This window comes from Bradyrhizobium sp. SZCCHNRI3043 (assembly GCF_032377735.1).
GTDB lineage: Bacteria > Pseudomonadota > Alphaproteobacteria > Rhizobiales > Xanthobacteraceae > Bradyrhizobium.
This window is the reverse complement of the sequence record NZ_JAUHID010000020.1, coordinates 40,946-58,357: the sequence shown is the minus strand read 5'-3', so window position 1 is coordinate 58,357 and position 17,412 is coordinate 40,946. Positions and strand designations below refer to the sequence as shown.

Genomic DNA, 17,412 nt, shown 5'->3' with positions numbered 1-17,412 from the left:
CAGCTTGGCTTTGATAACGTCATCATACTTGTCGGGGCTGGAGTGTATGCGGCAACATTTGCATCGGGGTGCTGCATCCACGCAGCACAGGAAGTCTGACGAAACGCTTAACCCTTCATGGGAGGATTTGAGAGCATTTCTGCTTTGTACGCGTCACCGCAGCTTCCGAAACGCGGCGGATGTTCTCGGACTGACCGGCACAACCCTGATGCGCAAGATCGACCGGCTCGAGGACGAGCTCGGATTCAAGCTCTTCATCCGTGATCAATCCGGCCTGTCGCTCAGCGACGAGGGACGATCGTTGCTGTTCGACGTCGAGCAGATGGAGCGGCTGAGCTTCAACATCTTCCGGCGCGCCTCGCTGTCGACCGACACTCAGGGATCGGTGCGCGTCGCCGTGACCGAAGGCCCCGGCAATTTCTGGATCCTGCCGCGACTGATCGATTTCCAGAAGACCTATCGCAGGATCACGGTCGATCTGAGCTGCGCGATGCAGCAGGCCGACGTGTCGCGGCTGGAGGCTGACATCTCGATTCAGTTCGAACGGCCGACCAACCCCGACGTGATCGTTGTGAAGCTCGGCCGTCTGCACATCTACGGCTTCGTGTCGGAAGCCTATCGCGACGCACATGGATTGCCGACATCGCTGGCGGATCTCAAGAACCACCGCATCATCAAGCAGCACGGCGTGCAGCTCGACGAGACGGGCTATGCGCGCATCCTCGGCTTGGAGTCGCTCGAGGGCATCGTCGGCATCTCCACCAATTCCAGCGTTGCCGTGCTCTACGCGGTCGAGCGCGGCGCCGGCATCGGCTTCCTGCCGACATCGGCGGTCGCGCTCGGGGCCCCGCTCGTTCCGGTCGATCTCGGCATCAACTACCACATGGATCTGTGGCTGACCTATCACAAGGAGTTTCGCAACTCCGACCGGCACAAGGTCGTCATCGACTGGCTGAAGCGCATCTTCGATCCGAAGGTCCATGCCTGCTTCCGGGACGAGTTCATCCATCCGCTGGAGCTCGTGCCTCTGATGGCGTCCGCGCGGGATGTCGTCGGCTTCGGCGGCTACGTCGCGCCGAAACCGGTCTGACGACTTACCACTTCAACTCGACGCCGAGCGTCCCCTGATGCGACTGCAGCGCCGAACGCAGCTTCGCATCGTAGTTCAGATAGAGGCGTGACGTTCGGTTCAAGGATAGCGACAGTGCCGCGCCGGCGTCGGCGCCGTAACGGCCCTCGCCAAGGCCCTGCAGCGTGATGCTCTGCGGACCGAGGCTCACGGTCACCGCGCCGAGATTCTGGCTGAAATTGTCGACGAGCTTGCCATAGGCCGAGACGTCGAGGACCCTGCCGTCGACGATGAAGTAGCGGCCGAATTCGGCGCCGACGAGAACGCGGGCGCGCTCCAGCGAGGTGCCGCTGACCGACAGCGGATCGAGCCCGCCCGATTCCTGGAATGCCGCGGTCGTGGCGCGGGTGTATTCGAAGGCGAGCTTCGGAACGATCCGGCTCTCACCGATGCTCCAGTAGTAGTCGAGCTCGCTCAGCACGCCCGTGATGTGGGCGCCGTAGACCGACGTCGCCGCACCGAGGCTGGTGTCGCGCCGCGCATTGATCCCGCCGAAGCCATGGACGATCGCGATCGCCCAGGTCCAGGGTCCCCGGTCGACCGAGGCGTTGAACCCGAACTGTGTGAGATCGAGCGTCGCCGATTGCAGCGCCAGCGGCACATCGACCCTGGTCCGGCTCTGGTCAACGGATAGTCCGACGTTCACGCCCGGCACGAGGCGCATGCCGATACCGGCGACACCGCCCCAAGTCGTCCTCTTGTCGCCAACGAAGTCGCCTTGCGCATTGCTGCGGACCGTCACGCCATACGTCTCGCCCCAAGTCCGGAACCGAGGCTGTTCCGAAGCCTCCGGCGCACCACCGCCCCCCGGATTGCTCCGCTGCAGCCGGGTGACGCCCTGCGTGGCCTGGGTGCCGAGCCGTTCGAGGAAGCTCGAGCCGAGATCGAGCACGGTTTGGCCGGACGAGCGTTCGGAACTGATCGCGCCGGGTGCAGGACTGGGCAATGGGCTCGGCGTTGGTGTCGGGCTAGCGGCTATGCTCGGCAGGCCGGCCTGCGCGGCGCACGGCGAAGACGCGACGGCCATACCGAAGGCGACGATGGCCAGCAGCGCCGCCCCGGGTACACGGGTGCACCGTCGCCTGCCCCGCTCGGCCTGAGATGCCCCGCGCATCGATGCCCCGTTCGCCGCCCGCTCGAATTCGCTTCAATATTGCCGCGTCGATTTGTCCGCAGTTCCCGATTGCGGTCAATCAGATTGACCATGCCGCGGCTGCACCGCAAAGATTTGTGGTTCCAGCGCCACAAGCCACGCAGTGCAGCAGAAGCCGGTGACGTGACGTCGCGACGCGTTCTCATCGGTCCGCCAAACTTGATATCGGCGGAAAATCGTGTTGCAATCTCCAGTACAATCGGATTGGCCGTTCGACTGTGCGTTTCGCGACTTCGGAAATTGAGCAGATCCCCGGAAGCCCGTTTGTGGCGTGGCACGCGTGAGCGTGGCCGCGTCTTTTTTTCGTCTAGACGAGGAGACAGCGATGCCGACCTACAAGGGCAGCGTGAAGTGGTTCAACCCGACCAAGGGATATGGCTTCATCAAACCGGCTGGCGGAGACAAGGACGTGTTCGTCCACATCTCGGCCGTGGAGCGTGCTGGACTGACCACGCTCAACGAGAACCAGACGATCGAATATGATCTGGTGGAGAGCCGCGGCAAGACGTCGGCAGAGAACCTGAAGCTCTCGTGAGTATCGTCCCGGCGGAGGACGCCACAGCGCGCGCTCGCAAGCCAACTCACGAGTTCCGCGTCACGTTCACTTGCCGCGGATGACTAGACTTCGTCAGCCTTGATGTGCCCCGGCCCCGCCGGGGATTTTTTTCGTCCGGCGACAGCTAACGGACGACGGGCCAGATCAGCGCGTGATCGGCCTGCACCACGGACGACGTCCGGCAGAGATCGCCTTCGAGCCGCACCAGGCCCTTGGCCAGCAGCTTCAGCGCCTCGGGATAGATGCGATGCTCGACGCCAAGAATGCGCGTCGACAGCGTGTCCGGCGTATCGTCGTCCCTGACCACGACCGCGCCCTGCATCACGATCGGACCTGCATCCGTCTCCGGAATGACGAAATGCACGGTGGCGCCTGACAGCTTGACGCCGGCACGCAGCGCCTGGCCGTGCGGATCGAGGCCGGGGAATGATGGCAGCAGCGACGGATGAATGTTGAGCATCCTTCCGTACCAGCGCTGCACGAACTCCGCCGTGAACAGGCGCATAAAACCGGCCAGGCAGATGATCTCGATGCCGCGTGCATCGAGCGCCTGCTGCAGTCTGGCTTCGAACCCTGCGCGGTCCTTGCCGAACGGCTTGCTCTCGATGATTTCGATCGCGACGCCGCTCTCCTGCGCTTTCTGCAGTCCGGCCGCATCGGCTCGGTTGGAGATCACGATGGCGACCTCGGCCGGAAAATCCGGCTGCGCCGCCGCGTGGATCAGCGCGGCCATGTTCGACCCACGGCCCGAGATCAGGATGGCGACGCGGCGCTTCATCGGCTCACTCGTCTCACAGGGCCAGATCGAGGGCGCCGGTGTAAATCACGCGCTCATCGCCCGCGGCGGCAACGACCTCGCCGAGCCGGGCGACATGCTCACCATTGGCGGTGAATACCTCGATCACCGCATCGACGGCCTCGGCCTTGACGATCGCGATCATGCCGATCCCGCAATTGAAGGTGCGCAAGAGCTCGCGCTCGGCAATGCCGCCCTGCTCCGCCAGCCATTTGAAAACCGGCAGCACCGGCAGGCCCGTCAGATCAATCGAGACGCCGAGATGCTTCGGCAGCACGCGCGGAATGTTGTCGGTGAAGCCGCCGCCCGTGATGTGCGCGAGCCCCTTGACCGCACCGGTCTCGCGGATGGCGCGAAGGCACGACTTCACATAGAGCCGGGTCGGCGTCAGCAGCGCCGCGCCGAGAGTCAGGACCGGCGCGAACGGTGCCGGCGCATCGAAGCCGAGGCCGGACTGGGCGACGATCTTGCGCACCAGGGAGTAGCCGTTGGAATGCACGCCGGATGAAGCGAGGCCGAGGACCACGTCGCCGGCCGCGATGTCCGGCGACGGCAGCAGCGTGCCGCGCTCGGCGGCGCCGACCGCGAAACCGGCAAGATCGTAGTCGCCGTCCTTGTAGAGGCCCGGCATTTCCGCGGTCTCACCGCCGATCAGCGCGCAGCCGGATTCCCGGCAGCCTTCGGCGACGCCGGCGACGATCGAGGCCGTCGCCTCCGGGTCGAGCTTGCCGCAGGCAAAGTAGTCGAGGAAGAACAGCGGCTCGGCGCCCTGCACGACGAGATCGTTGACCGACATGGCGACCAGGTCGATGCCGATGCCGCCATGCAGCCCGGTCTCGATCGCGATCTTCACCTTGGTGCCGACGCCGTCGGTCGCGGCGACCAGCACCGGATCCTTGAATCCGGCGGCCTTGAGGTCGAACAGGCCGCCAAAGCCACCGATCTCGGCATCCGCGCCGGCGCGGGCGGTTGCGCGCACCATGGGCTTGATCAGATCGACCAGACGGTTTCCGGCATCGATATCGACGCCCGAATCTGCATAAGTGAGCCCGTTCTTGCGCTCGGTCATGGTAAAAACCCCTAATCTGGCCGCTGGTTACGTCGGAATCCGGCCGCGCGCAATGGCTCGCAAGGGGCTCGTCCCCATACTATCTAGGAACCGTACCGGTTCGCCCTGTTTCGGAATCGGGTTGTCTTTTGATCGTTGTCGTCGGGACCCGCTGCGTGACCATTCCCCACAGTATCCCCAATCTGATCACGCTCGGTCGAATCCTGCTGGTTCCGATCGTCGTCTGGGCCATTGCGGCCGGCGAGATGGAGATCGCGTTTCTGGTCTTCGTGGTCGCGGGGGTGAGCGACGCCGTGGACGGCTTCCTGGCAAAGCGCTTCAACCTGCGGTCCGAACTGGGAGCCCTGCTCGATCCCCTCGCCGACAAGGCGCTGCTGGTCTCGATCTTCGTCACGCTTGGCATCTGGGGCGCGATCCCGCGCTGGATCGTCATCCTGGTGGTCTCGCGCGACATCATGATCGTCTCGGCGGTGATCGTGTCCTGGCTGTTCGACCGGCCGGTCGCGATGAAGCCATTGATGGTGTCCAAGCTGAACACGGTCGCCCAGGTCGGATTCGCAGCGCTCGTGCTGGCCTCGCTCAGCTTCGGCTTCGAGCCCAAGCCCTACGATGTGGTGCTGATGGCGCTGGTCACGGTCTTTACCCTCGTGTCGGTCGGGCTGTATCTCGTCGACTGGGTGCGCCACATGAGCACCATCGAGGTCCGGTGATCCTCCGCTGAGGGCCCGTCCTGACCTCACGCACCCCACGATACGGAGCAATTCGACCTTGGCCGGCCATATCCCCCCTCGTCAGCTGGCCTTCGCACTGCCGCATGCGGAGAGCCTGACGCGGGACAATTTCTTCGAAGGTCCAGGCAACGCGGCCGGGCTCGCTCTGGTCGACGCCTGGCCGGAATGGCCGGCGCGGACCATGTTCCTGGTCGGCCCCGACGGCTCCGGCAAGAGCCACCTCGCCGCGATCTGGGCCGAGCAAGCTGGAGCCCGATCCCTGTCCGCGCATGCCCTCGAGGCGAGCGCGGTCCCTGGGGCGCTCGCCACCGGCGCGCTGGTGCTGGAGGACCTGACGGCAACCGATCTCGACGAGCGGGCGCTGTTCCACCTGCTGAACCTGGCCCGCCAGGACGAGGCTTTCGTGCTGATCACGGCGCGCGAGGCCCCAGCGGCCCTGCCCATCGCCCTGGCCGATCTGAGGTCGCGGCTGCGCGCCGTCCCGGTCGTCACGCTGCTGCCGCCCGACGACCAGCTGTTCCGTGCCTTGATCGTCAAGCTGGCCGCCGACCGGCAACTGGCGATCGACGAGACCGTGGTCAGCTATCTCGCAAGCCACATCGAGCGCTCCTATGCGGCGGCACGCCAGACCATCGCGCTGCTGGACAACGAGTCCCTGCGGCTCGGACGGCCGGTCACCCGGGCGCTGGCGGCGGAGCTGCTCCGCCCGCTGTGACCGGCGGCCATCTTGACGGCGGTTGGCGACGGAACCTCAATGGTGCCGGCAACGTCATCCCCTGGTTACCCAGATTGGGCTACGGTCGACCATTCGCGACTGGATGGATATGGATCGAATTCCGATGGATACCGAGCAAGTTACTGAACTTTCAGAGAAAGAACCGGTCGCGGCGCCGTCCTTCGAGATTGCCTCGAGCCCCGAGCGATTCATCAACCGGGAACTGTCCTGGCTTCACTTCAACCGCCGCGTTCTGGAGGAATCGGTCAATCCGCGCCATCCCGCCCTGGAGCGGGTGCGCTTCCTGTCGATTTCCGCCAACAACCTTGATGAATTCTTCATGGTCCGCGTCGCCGGCATCCGCGCCCAGGTCCGCGAGGGCATCGCCGAGCGCAGCCCGGATGGGCTGACACCCACCGAGCAGTTGAAGCTGATCAACGAGACCGTCTCACAGCTCGCGATCGACCAGCAGGCGATCTGGCGCGACCTGCGCAAGTTTCTCGGCGAGCTCGGCATCGTGCTGGTCGACGGCCAGGACGTCACCAAGAGCGAGCGCGCCTGGATCGAGGACCACTTCCTCGCCAACATCTTCCCGCTGCTGACGCCACTGGCGATCGATCCGGCGCATCCGTTCCCGTTCATCCCGAGCCTCGGCTTCACAGTGGCGCTGCAGCTGATCCGCTCCGCCGACGGGCGTCCGATGAACGCCCTCATCCGAATGCCCGGCAAGATCGACCGCTTCATCCGCTTCCCCGGCTCCAAGGATGGCGTGATCCGCCTGATCACCCTCGAGCAGGCGACCGGCCTGTTCATCGGCCGGCTGTTTCCGGGCTACACCGTGAAGGGCCAGGGCGCCTTCCGGATCATCCGCGACAGCGAGATCGAGATCGAGGAAGAGGCCGAAGACCTGGTGCGGCTGTTCGAAACCGCGCTGAAGCGGCGCCGTCGCGGCTCGGTGATCCGGCTCGAGATCGAGGCCAACATGCCGGAGGAGCTACGCCGCTTCGTGCAGAATGCGCTCTCGACCACCGATGACGAGGTGTTCCTGGTCGACGGCGTGCTGGCGATGAACGAGCTGTCGCAACTGACGCGGGTCGACCGGCCCGACCTCGAATTCGTGCCCTATGTGCCGCGCCATCCTGAGCGTGTCCGCGACCATGGCGGCGACATCTTCGCCGCCATCCGGCAGAAGGACCTGATCGTCCATCACCCTTACGAGTCGTTCGACGTCGTCGTGCAGTTCCTGCAGCAGGCGGCGCGCGACCCGGACGTCGTCGCAATCAAGCAGACGCTGTACCGCACCTCCAACAACTCGCCGATCGTGCGCACGCTGGTGGAAGCTGCCGAAGCCGGCAAGTCGGTGACGGCGCTGGTCGAGCTCAAGGCGCGTTTCGACGAGGAGGCCAACATCCGCTGGGCCCGCGATCTGGAGCGCGCCGGCGTGCAGGTGGTCTACGGCTTCCTGGAGCTGAAGACGCATGCCAAGCTGTCGATGGTCGTACGCCGCGAGGGCGGCAGCCTCACGACCTATGTCCACACCGGCACCGGCAACTATCACCCGGTGACGGCGCGCATCTACACCGACCTGTCCTACTTCACCTCCGACCCGGTGATCGGCCGCGACGTGACGCGGGTGTTCAACTACATCACCGGCTATGCCGAGCCGATCGACATCGAGAAGATGGCGGTGTCGCCGCTCACGCTTCGCAAGCGCATGATCGAGCACATCCACGGCGAGACCAGCTTCGCCCGCCAGGGCAAGCCCGCCGTGATCTGGATGAAGATGAACTCGCTGGTCGATCCAGACATCATCGACGCGCTGTATGAGGCCTCGCAGGCCGGCGTGTCGATCGAGCTGATCGTGCGCGGCATCTGCTGCCTGCGTCCCGGCCTCCCCGGACTGTCGGAGAACATTCGCGTCAAATCGGTGATCGGCCGCTTCCTCGAGCATGGCCGCATCTACTGCTTTGGTATGGGTCAGGGCCTGCCGAGCGCCAAGGCCGCCGTCTACATCTCCTCGGCCGACATGATGCCGCGCAATCTCGACCGCCGCGTCGAGGTGCTGTGCCCGCTTCAGAACCCTACCGTGCATCAGCAGGTTCTGGAACAGATCATGGTCGCGAACCTCAAGGACACCGAGCAGAGCTGGCAATTGTTGCCGGATGGGTCGTCAACGCGTATGAAGGCCGCGAAGGGCGAGGAGCCGTTCAACCTGCACAATTACTTCATGACGAATCCGAGTCTGTCCGGCCGTGGAAAGTCGCTCAAGGAATCATCGCCGCGCCGGCTCACGCGCCGGAATGAACGCTCTCCTTCATAGGGGCTGTCTGCACCGGGGCCTTCTGCACCGGGGCCTTCTGCGCCGGGACATGCCGTGGTGAAGCGGCCCGGCACGAGGGCCGCGAGCGTCGGTGTCATCGACATCGGCTCGAACTCGGTCCGTCTCGTCGTCTACCAGGCGATGGAACGCAGTCTCGTCACCGTGTTCAACGAGAAGGCGCTGTGCGGGCTCGGTCGCGAGGTCCAGACCACCGGCCTGCTCGCGGCCGATGCCGTCGACAAGGCGCTGACCGCGCTGAAGCGCTTCCGCGCGTTGTGCAAGGTGCAGCGGGTGGGGCAAGTTCATGCCATCGCGACCGCCGCCTGCCGCGATGCTTCGAACGGCGCTGATTTCATTGCCAAGGCCGAGAAGATCTGCGGCGCCCCGATCCAGATCCTCACCGGCCCCGAAGAGGCGCGCTATTCGGCGCTCGGTGTCATCTCCGGCATCCACAAGCCCGACGGCATCGTCGGCGATCTCGGCGGCGGCTCACTTGAGCTGATCGACGTGCGCGGGCACCAGGTCCGCAGCGGCGTCACCCTGCCGCTCGGCAGCCTGGCGCTGCAGGATCTCGCCGAGAAATCGCTGAAGAAGGCGGAGCGGATCGCGCGCGAGGCGCTGACCGACCTGCCGCAACTGCTGGCCGGCCAGAACCGCACCTTCTATGCGGTCGGCGGCACCTGGCGCGCGCTGGCGCGCATCCACATCATCCAGAGCGGCTATCCGCTCGGGGTGATGCACGGCTATGCGATTCCGGCGGCCGATGCGCTGGCCTTCGTGCGCCGGCTGCGCCGTCTCGTCGCCGCCGACATGCTGGCCGACATCGAAGCGATCGCCGAGGCGCGGCGCCCGCTGCTTGCCTATGCCGCGCTGGTGCTCGAGCACATCATCCGCGTCGCCAGGCCGACGACCGTCGTGTTCTCGACCTTCGGCGTGCGCGAGGGCTTGCTCTACTCCAAGCTTCCCGACGCCGAGCGCGCCAAGGACGGGCTGCTCTGCGCGGCGCAGGGCCTCAACGAGCTGTTGTCGCGCTCGGCCCAGCATGCCCGCGAGCTGATCGACTGGACCGACCGCCTGTTCCGCGTGATGCACATGCGCGAGACCGAGGACGAGCGCCGGCTGCGGCACGCCGCCTGCCTGCTGTCCGACATCGGCTGGCGCATGCATCCGGACCATCGCGGCGAGCAGACCTACGGCATCGTTCTGAACGGCAATTTCGGCTCGATCAACCACGAGGGCCGCATCTTCGTCGCGCTGTCGGTGTTCTTCCGCTACGAGGGCCTGCGCGACGAGGCGGCGGCGCCTGCCCTCACCGAGCAGCTGAGCCCGGCCCAGATCGATCGTGCGCGCCTGCTCGGCACCGCGTTTCGGGTCGCGCATCTGATCTCCGCGGCGCGACCCGGCGTGCTCCCCGCAACGCACTTCCGCACCCAGGATCGCAAGCTGATGCTGGTGTTCGAGCACCAGATGGTCGACCTCGTCGCCGACCGTGTCGGCGGACGCTTCAAGCAGCTCGCGCGTCTCGTCGGCCGCTCGGGCTCGATCGTGCGCAGCTAGATCCGGATCAGGGCCGCCGAGCGCCGACCGAAATTGCGATCATCCGCTGGGCGATGATGCCGTAGACCTTGCGCCAGGCCTGCTCCACCTCATCATTCCAATGCGGACCAAGCCCCTTGGCGAGGCTCCACAGCAGCGCCTCCCCGACCACCGGATAGTACTCCGGCTTGACGCCGTAGCGCGCATGGTTGCGGCCGAGGATGTCGGTGCTCGACAGAAGTCCGGTCATCTGATCGAGGCTGCCGACGAGCACCGCGAGCGTCGCGATGAAATCGCGCTTCAACACGTCCATGTCGGCTGGAAACATCGCGCGGCATTCCGGCAAGAGCTCGAACCCCAGCGAGATCGTCTCGCCGTCGTCTACCGATTGAACAGCCGGAGCATGCGGGCGGCCGCTGATGCGGCCGTCCGCGTGAGCTGCCCGTGTTGGATCAGACCGCGAGGTTCATCCAGACGGACTTCGGCTCCGTGAAGTTGTCCAGCGCGGCCGTGCCGTGCTCGCGGCCCAGTCCGGAGTCACGATCGCCACCCCAAGGCAGCCGCACATCGGTGTAGCCATAGGTGTTGATCCACACAGTGCCGGCGCGCAGGCGCTTAGCGAAGCGATGGACGCGCCCCATGTCGCGGCTCCAGACGCCCGCGGCCAGGCTGTAAGCCGTGCCGTTCGCCATCCGCAGCGCCTCGGCCTCGTCCCTGAACTTGATCACGCTGACCACGGGTCCGAAGATCTCCTCCTGCGAGATCCGCATGTCGTGCGTGACGCCAGCGAAGACGGCGGGGCTGACGAAATAGCCGCGGGCGGCCGCGCGCTGGCCGCCGGTGACGAGCGTGGCGCCTTCGTTGCGTCCGATGTCGACATAGTCGAGGATCGTCTTCATCTGCCGTCCGGAGATGACCGGTCCGAGCGAGGTGGCGCGATCGAGCGGATCGCCGATCCGCAGCGCCCGTGCGCGCTCGGTCAGGCGCTCGACCACCTCGTCATACACGCGCTCGTGCACGAGCACCCGCGATCCGGCCGAGCACACCTGCCCGGTGTTGAAGAAGATGCCGCTGGCCGCAGCCTTCGCGGCGGCCTCGATGTTCGCATCGTCGAAGATGATGTTGGCCGACTTGCCGCCGAGCTCGAGCGAGACGCGTTTGAAGTTGCCGGCCGCCGCCTTCATGATGCCGCGGCCGACGCCGGGCGAGCCGGTGAACGTGACCTTGTCGACATCGGGGTGGTTGACCAGCGCCTCGCCGACGGTGCGCCCGGGGCCGGTCACGATGTTGAGAACACCGGGCGGCAGTCCGGCTTCGAGCGCGAGCTCCCCGATCCGCAGCGCCGACAGCGACGTCAGCTCGGCGGGCTTCATCACGACGGTGCAGCCGCAGGCCAGCGCCGGCGCGAGCTTCCACATCCCGATCATCAGCGGGAAATTCCACGGCACGATCGCCGCGACCACGCCGACCGGCTCGCGCACCGTATAGGTCAGCGCATCATCGCGCGTGGAGACGACTTCACCGCTGATCTTGTCGGCCCATCCGGCGTAGTAAGTGAGCGTATCGATGGCGGCGGGAAGATCCTGGCGCAGGATCGCCGACACCGGCTTGCCGGCATCGAGGCTTTCGAGCTCGATGATCTCGTCGGCATGGTCGCGCAACAGCTGCGCCCATTTCAGAAGGATCGCGCCGCGCTCGGCTGCACGCATCGTCCGCCACGGCCCTTCGAAGGCCTTGCGGGCCGCGGCGACTGCGAGATCGACATCCTCGGCATTGCCCTCGGCGACCGTCGCAATCGCCTGCTCGGTTGCAGGATTGAGCGAAGTGAAGGTGCGTCCCGAAACCGAGGGAACATGCCGGCCGCCGATCAAGAGCTGGAACGGCTTCGTCAGATAAGACGTCGTCCTCGAGCCGCGCTCGTAATCATATGCAATCGACATCATATTTCTTCCGTTTGTTGTATACCAATGAAGGTAAGAACAAATATCTGTTCGTAAATATGATATCTGTTGCCTATGGCCGGCGGTCATATGAAGCCGACTTCACAAGCGGGCCCTGATGTTGCGGATCGCGATCGAACCTGTCTGGCGTTTCTACAAGGACGACGGCCCGCAGAGCATCGTCGTGATGCTCCGCGTGCTCAGTGAAATCAGGAGGACGGGTAAGATCACCAGCGCGGCCAGCGACGCGCATCTGTCCTATCGTCACGTCTGGAATCTGATCGAGCAGTGGTCTGAATTCTTCGGCGTGCCGCTGGTCGAGACCCAGCGCGGCAAGGGATCGAAGCTCACTACGTTCGGAAGATAAGCTGGTGTGGGCCGGCGAGCGCATGCACGCCCGCCTCGGCCCGCAGCTCGACAATCTGGCGCAGGAGCTGGTGACCGAGATCAAGCCGTTCCTGCAGCCGCATCCCGGCGTGATCCGCGTTCACGCCAGCCACGGCTTTGCCGTCGCCAAGCTGCGCGAGCTGTTGGATCGCGAGCCAGGCGTCGGGGTCGATGTCCGCTATGTCAGCAGCCAGCATTCGCTGGCGTCGCTGGCGCAAGGCGAATGCGACCTGTCGGGACTGCATCTGCCGCGCGGCGAGCTGCGTGCCCAGAACATCCGGGCCTGCAGGGATTGGCTTGATCCCAAGCAGGACTGCGTCATCAGCTTCGTGACCCGTGAAATGGGGCTGATGGTCAAGCGCGGCAATCCGCTGTCCATCCGTTCATTGGCCGATCTTGCCGACGGCAGGGCGCGCTTCGTCAATCGCGATCATGATTCCGGCACCCGCCTGTTGTTCGATCAGTTGCTCGCGTCACAAGGCATCGACGAAGCGCGCATTAATGGCGCGCAGCAGATCGAGTTCACCCATGCAGCCGTCGCCGCCTATGTCGCGAGCGGCATGGCCGACGTCTGCTTCGGCGTCGAGGCCGCCGCGCGGCAGTTCGGACTCGACTTCATCCGTATCCTCACCGAGGACTATTTCTTCGCCTGCCATAAATCGTTTCTGGAGACCGACCCGATGCGGCGGGTGCTCGAGGTGATGAAGGGCGACGAATTCCATCGCGCCGTCGCCGCCCTGCCCGGCTACCAGCCAGCCGCCACGGGATCGGTCCACACCGTTCGCGAATTCCTCGATCGGCTGGATGCGGCGTCCTGACGCCGCCCGGTCGGATGCGACGCGTCCTGACGATCAGCTACGGCAGATCGACGCCGCGCGCCGGCACCAGCTCGCTCTCGGCCTGACGCTGCAGCGCGCGGCCGCGCCAGATCGAGCCGGCGATCAGCACCACACCGGCGCCGATCAGCGACATCAGCGTCTCCATGACATCGACGTGGCTCGCGAGATTGGTCTTGCCGGCGAACAGCGCCGAGGTCGCCTCGATGTTGATGACCACGGTGCCGTCGAGGAGATGGTGCAGCATCGGCTCGATCGCGGGATCGGTCGCGATCACCTCGCCGGCCACCCAGCCGAGCAACATCGCGCCGAGCCAGACCAGCAGCGGGACCCGATCGAGCACAAGCATGATCAGCGCGGCGCCCGCGATGATCAGCGGGATGCTCATGGCGAGGCCGATGATCAGCAGGGACGCCTGGCCGTTCGCGGCCGCAGCCACCGCGATCACGTTGTCGAGGCTCATCACGAGGTCGGCAAGCGCGACGATGCGGACCGCATGCCACAGCGTCGTGCCGGCTGCGATCTCGTCGTTCTCGTCCTCGGGCACCAGCAGCTTGGCGGCGATCACGATCAGCGCCAGCCCGCCGATCAGCTTCAGATAGGGCAGCGCCATCAGGGTGGCGACGATGCCGGTAAAGGCGATGCGCAGTGCGACGGCAATGCCGGAGCCGGCCACCATGCCCCAGACGCGATGCTTGCCGTGCAGGCCGCGGCAGGCGAGCGCGATGACCAGCGCATTGTCGCCCGACAACAGCACGTTGATCCAGACGATCTTGCCGAGCGCGAGCCAGAAGCCCGGGCTCTGCAGGTCGGCCTCGAATTGAGCGAGCAAATGGCCGAAAGTGGCGGGATCAGCGAGTTGCGACAGCCAGTTCACGGCCAAGCCTTTCAGATCGGTTCAACGAAGATTGAGCACGTCGGCATGCGGCGGAGCGAGGCTCCGCCGCAGCGATCATGGCTCAGCCGACGATCTCGTTGCCGGCGAAGAACTGCGCGATCTCGACCGCAGCCGTCTCGGCGGCATCCGAGCCATGCACCGAGTTCTCGCCGATCGACTTCGCATGCGATTTGCGGATGGTGCCGTCGGCGGCCTTCGACGGATCGGTCGCGCCCATCACGTCGCGGTACTTCAGGATGGCTCCTTCGCCTTCGAGGACCTGGACGACGACCGGGCCGGAGATCATGAAATCGACCAGCTCGCCGAAGAACGGCCGCGCCTTGTGCACGGCATAGAATGTCTCGGCCTGGTCGCGGGTCATGCGGATCCGCTTCTGAGCCACGATGCGCAGGCCGGCCTTCTCGATCAGCGCATTGATCGCGCCGGTGAGGTTACGCTCGGTCGCGTCGGGCTTGATAATCGAAAAGGTGCGCTCAATCGCCATGATGTCGTCCTTGGAGGTGCGGGATTTGGGTGGGTTGCGGGCTTATATCGACGCGATTGGTCGACGGCAAGCGACCGGGACCCAGCCCGGAGGCGCAACGCCTTACGACAATTTCACGTTTCTGAACATAGCCTGAAGGGTTCGTGCGACCATCATTCAGCTGTCATGTCTTAACGTGTTCGGTATCGGGCGAGGACGAGCCAGCAGCGTTCCGGTGGCCGCCCTCTCCCAGCCTCATCCGTCGGACAATTTCGGCGCCTCCAACGCTGTCATCCAGGAGACGATCATGTTGCGCAAACTCTCCCTCATCGCGGCGGCCGCCGTTGCCCTCGGCGCAGCCGCCCTCGCCCCGACCGCCGCCTCGGCTCACTGGCACGGTGGCTGGCATGGCGGTGGTTGGCACGGAGGCGGCTGGCATGGCGGTTGGCACCGTCCGTTCTACGGTCCCCGCTTCTTCGTCGGCGGCCCGGCCTACAGCTACGGCTATGGAGGCTGCTATGTGCGCCGCGTGGTTCCGACCCCGTGGGGACCGCGCTGGCGCCTGATCAACCGCTGCTATTGATACGAGCCTCGGCGCGGCACCCGCCCCCCGCCGCACCGAACTCGCATCGCCCCGGCGTCTCCCCCACGCCGGGGCTTTTTTTGTGCAGTTTCAACCTGATTTCGGGGTATTCCGGTCAGGAGCCGGAAACAAATCGAGCGGCCACGACTTGTTACGCATCGTCCTGCAACTGCTCGTGGAATTCCGTCATGTCTGGCCGCACCGCCAATTTCAGCGAGGCTCTCGATCGCAAGACCAGCCGATCGATCTGCGAGGCCGTCGGCGAGCGCCTGCAACGCAGCCTGCCGCCGGACGGCTCTCACCTGCCAGCTTCCCTTGCCGACCTGATGAACGAGTTACGCAAGCGCGACGAGGCCGGGACGAGCCTATCCGGCCGCTGAGACCGCGACAAAGCGGTTGCCTTTGGCCGCGCGCGCGGTGACAAGGCGCGCATGCTTTCCATCACCGACATTTCCATCCGCCTCGCCGGACGGCTTCTCATCGACCAGAGCTCGGTGCAGATTCCGCCGGGCGCGCGCGTCGGGCTGGTCGGCCGCAACGGCACCGGCAAGTCCACCCTGTTCAAAGCGATCCGCGGCGAACTGTCGCTGGAGACCGGCAGCATCAGCGTGCCGCCGCGGTGGCGCATCGGCAGCCTGGCCCAGGAAGCCCCGAGCGGGCCCGAAAGCCTGATCGAGGTGGTTCTCCGGGCCGACCTCGAGCGGCACGCGCTGCTGCACGAGGCCGAGACCGCCCATGACGCAGACCGTATCGCCGAGATCCAGACCCGCCTCGTCGACATCGACGCGCATTCCGCCCCGGCGCGCGCGGCCGCGATTCTCAGCGGCCTCGGATTTTCCGCCGCGGATCAGGCGCGAGCCTGCGCCGAATTCTCCGGCGGCTGGCGCATGCGGGTCGCCCTCGCGGCCACGCTGTTCGCCGCACCCGACCTGCTCCTGCTGGACGAGCCGACCAACTATCTCGACCTCGAGGGCACGCTGTGGCTCGAGGATCATCTGGCGCACTATCCGCGCACGGTGATCGTGATCAGCCATGACCGCGATCTGCTGGAAACCTCCGTCGACCAGATCCTGCATCTCGACCGTTGCAAGCTCACGCTGTACCGTGGCAGCTACTCCTCCTACGAGGAGCAGCGCGCCACCCGCGAGATGCTCGATGCCAAGGCGGTCAAGCGCCAGGAAGCGGAGCGCGCGCGGCTGCAGGCCTTCGTCGAGCGCTTCAAGGCCAAGGCCTCGAAGGCGCGCCAGGCGCAGTCCCGCGTCAAGATGCTGGAGCGGATGAAGCCGATCACCGCGCTCGTCACCCAGGACGTGCACGAGATCACGTTCCCCGCACCGGAGCGACTGTTGTCGCCGCCGATCATCGCGGTCGACAACGCCTCGGTCGGCTACGACCCCGCGCAACCGGTGCTCAACCGCGTCACCTTACGCATCGACAATGACGACCGCGTCGCATTGCTCGGCGCCAACGGCAATGGCAAGTCCACGCTGGTGAAGCTGCTGGCCGGCCGGCTCGCGCCGTTCTCCGGCAAGGTCACGCGCGCCGACAAGCTGTCGATCGCCTATTTCGCCCAGCACCAGCTCGATGAGCTGGACGAGACCGGATCGCCGTATAGTCACGTGCGCAAGCTGATGGGTGACGCGCCGGAGTCGAAAGTACGCGCGCGCGCCGGCGCGATCGGGTTTTCCGGCAAGGCCGCCGACACGCTGGTGAAGAGCCTGTCGGGCGGCGAGAAGGCGCGGCTGCTGCTCGGGCTCGCGACCTTCTTCGGCCCCAACATGATCATCCTGGACGAGCCGACCAACCATCTCGACATCGACAGCCGCGCCGCGCTCGCCGAAGCGATCAACGAATTTCCCGGCGCCGTGATCATGGTCTCGCACGACCGCTATCTGATCGAGGCCTGCGCCGACCGCCTCTGGGTCGTCGCCGACCGCACGGTGAAGACCTATGATGGCGATCTCGATGACTACCGGCGCATGGTCCTGTCGTCACGCAGCGGCGCCGGCACCCGAGAGACCGAACGTCCGCAGGTGACCGAGAAAGCAGAGCGGCCGCGCGGCGACAACAGGCGGAGCGGGCTGAAGCAGAAGATCACGGCGGTCGAAGCCGAGATCGCCCGCATCACCGAGATCATCGCCAAGATCGACGGCGCGCTGTCGCTGCCCGACATCTTCACACGCGACCCGAAACAGGCGGCGCAATTGTCGAAGGCACGGGCCAATGCCGCCGACGCGCTGGCGCGCGCCGAGGAGCAATGGCTGGAAGCGAGCACGTTGTATGACGAGGCAACCGGCTGA

General features: G+C 65.6%; 16 protein-coding genes and 1 pseudogene. 10 read left to right on the top strand and 7 right to left on the bottom strand.

Features of this window, described 5'->3' with window-relative positions:
* Window positions 1-46: 46 nt before the first annotated feature.
* The gene (locus QX124_RS27505) at window positions 47-1,090 is read left to right on the top strand and encodes a LysR family transcriptional regulator (RefSeq protein WP_315739428.1); all 1,044 of its coding nucleotides are present in this window, start codon (window positions 47-49) and stop codon (window positions 1,088-1,090) included.
* A gap of 4 nt (window positions 1,091-1,094) precedes the next feature.
* Here QX124_RS27505 and QX124_RS27500 read toward each other — a convergent pair whose 3' ends face one another.
* Entirely contained in the window at window positions 1,095-2,243 is a 1,149-nt protein-coding gene (locus tag QX124_RS27500; RefSeq protein ID WP_315798812.1) for an autotransporter outer membrane beta-barrel domain-containing protein, read from the bottom strand.
* A gap of 364 nt (window positions 2,244-2,607) precedes the next feature.
* Here QX124_RS27500 and QX124_RS27495 point away from each other — a divergent pair, with 364 nt between their 5' ends.
* Window positions 2,608-2,817, top strand: a complete 210-nt coding sequence (locus QX124_RS27495; protein ID WP_315712366.1) for a cold-shock protein — start codon at window positions 2,608-2,610, stop codon at window positions 2,815-2,817.
* Between the two features lie 145 nt (window positions 2,818-2,962).
* On the opposite strand, the gene purN is transcribed toward QX124_RS27495, so the two are convergent.
* The gene (purN, locus tag QX124_RS27490; protein ID WP_315798811.1) at window positions 2,963-3,616 is read right to left on the bottom strand and encodes a phosphoribosylglycinamide formyltransferase; all 654 of its coding nucleotides are present in this window, start codon (window positions 3,614-3,616) and stop codon (window positions 2,963-2,965) included.
* Window positions 3,617-3,629: 13 nt separating this feature from the next.
* Window positions 3,630-4,703, bottom strand: a complete 1,074-nt coding sequence (gene purM / locus QX124_RS27485) for a phosphoribosylformylglycinamidine cyclo-ligase (protein ID WP_315755726.1) — start codon at window positions 4,701-4,703, stop codon at window positions 3,630-3,632.
* A 155-nt stretch (window positions 4,704-4,858) separates the two neighbouring features.
* On the opposite strand from purM, the gene QX124_RS27480 reads away from it, so the two are divergent.
* The 4 genes from QX124_RS27480 (at window position 4,859) to ppx (ending at window position 10,026) form a co-directional block, all read left to right on the top strand.
* A complete protein-coding gene (locus QX124_RS27480; RefSeq protein ID WP_315739423.1) occupies window positions 4,859-5,413 on the top strand; it encodes a CDP-alcohol phosphatidyltransferase family protein in 555 nt (184 codons plus the stop codon).
* Between the two features lie 58 nt (window positions 5,414-5,471).
* The gene (locus QX124_RS27475; protein ID WP_315739421.1) at window positions 5,472-6,149 is read left to right on the top strand and encodes a DnaA ATPase domain-containing protein; all 678 of its coding nucleotides are present in this window, start codon (window positions 5,472-5,474) and stop codon (window positions 6,147-6,149) included.
* A gap of 124 nt (window positions 6,150-6,273) precedes the next feature.
* Window positions 6,274-8,469 carry an RNA degradosome polyphosphate kinase gene (locus QX124_RS27470; RefSeq protein WP_315798810.1) on the top strand — a complete coding sequence of 732 codons (2,196 nt, stop codon included), beginning with the start codon at window positions 6,274-6,276 and terminating at the stop codon, window positions 8,467-8,469.
* Between the two features lie 57 nt (window positions 8,470-8,526).
* The gene (ppx, locus tag QX124_RS27465) at window positions 8,527-10,026 is read left to right on the top strand and encodes an exopolyphosphatase (protein ID WP_315739460.1); all 1,500 of its coding nucleotides are present in this window, start codon (window positions 8,527-8,529) and stop codon (window positions 10,024-10,026) included.
* 7 nt (window positions 10,027-10,033) lie between these two features.
* On the opposite strand, the gene QX124_RS27460 is transcribed toward ppx, so the two are convergent.
* Window positions 10,034-10,333, bottom strand: a complete 300-nt coding sequence (locus tag QX124_RS27460; protein WP_315798809.1) for a globin domain-containing protein — start codon at window positions 10,331-10,333, stop codon at window positions 10,034-10,036.
* Between the two features lie 124 nt (window positions 10,334-10,457).
* On the bottom strand, window positions 10,458-11,945 hold the full coding sequence (locus QX124_RS27455; protein WP_315798808.1) for an aldehyde dehydrogenase family protein: 1,488 nt from the start codon (window positions 11,943-11,945) through the stop codon (window positions 10,458-10,460).
* A gap of 118 nt (window positions 11,946-12,063) precedes the next feature.
* On the opposite strand from QX124_RS27455, the pseudogene QX124_RS27450 reads away from it, so the two are divergent.
* Window positions 12,064-13,150, top strand: a pseudogene (locus tag QX124_RS27450) (substrate-binding domain-containing protein).
* Window positions 13,151-13,187: 37 nt separating this feature from the next.
* Here the strand turns inward: QX124_RS27450 and QX124_RS27445 are convergent.
* Both QX124_RS27445 and ndk read right to left on the bottom strand, forming a co-directional pair.
* Window positions 13,188-14,045, bottom strand: a complete 858-nt coding sequence (locus tag QX124_RS27445) for a TerC family protein (RefSeq protein WP_315780470.1) — start codon at window positions 14,043-14,045, stop codon at window positions 13,188-13,190.
* An 82-nt stretch (window positions 14,046-14,127) separates the two neighbouring features.
* The gene (gene ndk, locus QX124_RS27440) at window positions 14,128-14,550 is read right to left on the bottom strand and encodes a nucleoside-diphosphate kinase (protein WP_315739416.1); all 423 of its coding nucleotides are present in this window, start codon (window positions 14,548-14,550) and stop codon (window positions 14,128-14,130) included.
* Window positions 14,551-14,836: 286 nt separating this feature from the next.
* Here ndk and QX124_RS27435 point away from each other — a divergent pair, with 286 nt between their 5' ends.
* The 3 genes from QX124_RS27435 to QX124_RS27425 all read left to right on the top strand — a co-directional run bounded on the left by QX124_RS27435 (window position 14,837) and on the right by QX124_RS27425 (window position 17,412).
* Complete coding sequence (locus tag QX124_RS27435; protein ID WP_315739457.1) at window positions 14,837-15,112, top strand: sulfur globule protein precursor; 276 nt, start codon at window positions 14,837-14,839, stop codon at window positions 15,110-15,112.
* A 188-nt stretch (window positions 15,113-15,300) separates the two neighbouring features.
* Window positions 15,301-15,492, top strand: a complete 192-nt coding sequence (locus QX124_RS27430) for a hypothetical protein (protein WP_315739415.1) — start codon at window positions 15,301-15,303, stop codon at window positions 15,490-15,492.
* A gap of 51 nt (window positions 15,493-15,543) precedes the next feature.
* Entirely contained in the window at window positions 15,544-17,412 is a 1,869-nt protein-coding gene (locus tag QX124_RS27425) for an ABC-F family ATP-binding cassette domain-containing protein (protein WP_315739414.1), read from the top strand.